The 348-nt window shown below is 59.2% G+C and carries 1 protein-coding gene; it reads left to right on the top strand.

The genetic code is table 11. From position 1 onward, the window contains the following. Positions 1-29: 29 nt before the first annotated feature. On the top strand, positions 30-348 hold a 319-nt coding region (locus E1267_RS47580; RefSeq protein ID WP_342774971.1), incomplete at its 3' end, for an SAM-dependent methyltransferase.

Here is a 348-nt window from a genome sequence, read left to right as displayed (position 1 = left end):
ACCGTTCACCCGGAAGGTGCGTCCGTTCTGTGCGATGTCTTGATCTAAGCAGTCAGATCATCGCAGGTCGGAGGCACCTTCTTCATTTATCGATCTTCGGAGTGAAATTCCGGCTGAATAGCCGAGGCAAGGCGAAGCGCATCCCCTCGCATGGTCGCCAAGCGCCGTCTCTAGATGCGGATCTTCTGGGGCATCGCCGTGCGCCTCGTCCCCCTGTAGGGGCGGCGGTGCCGAATGTGGCGCGTATGTATGACTTCTGGCTGGGTGGTAAGGACTTCTACGAGGTAGATCGTGAAGCGGCTGCCATGGTGGAAGTGCTCCTTCCTGGTACGAAGAGGTACGCGCGGG

The sequence above is a fragment of the Nonomuraea longispora genome, from assembly GCF_004348345.1.
Classification (GTDB): domain Bacteria; phylum Actinomycetota; class Actinomycetes; order Streptosporangiales; family Streptosporangiaceae; genus Nonomuraea; species Nonomuraea longispora.
This window is presented reverse-complemented; position numbering and strand designations above follow the sequence as displayed.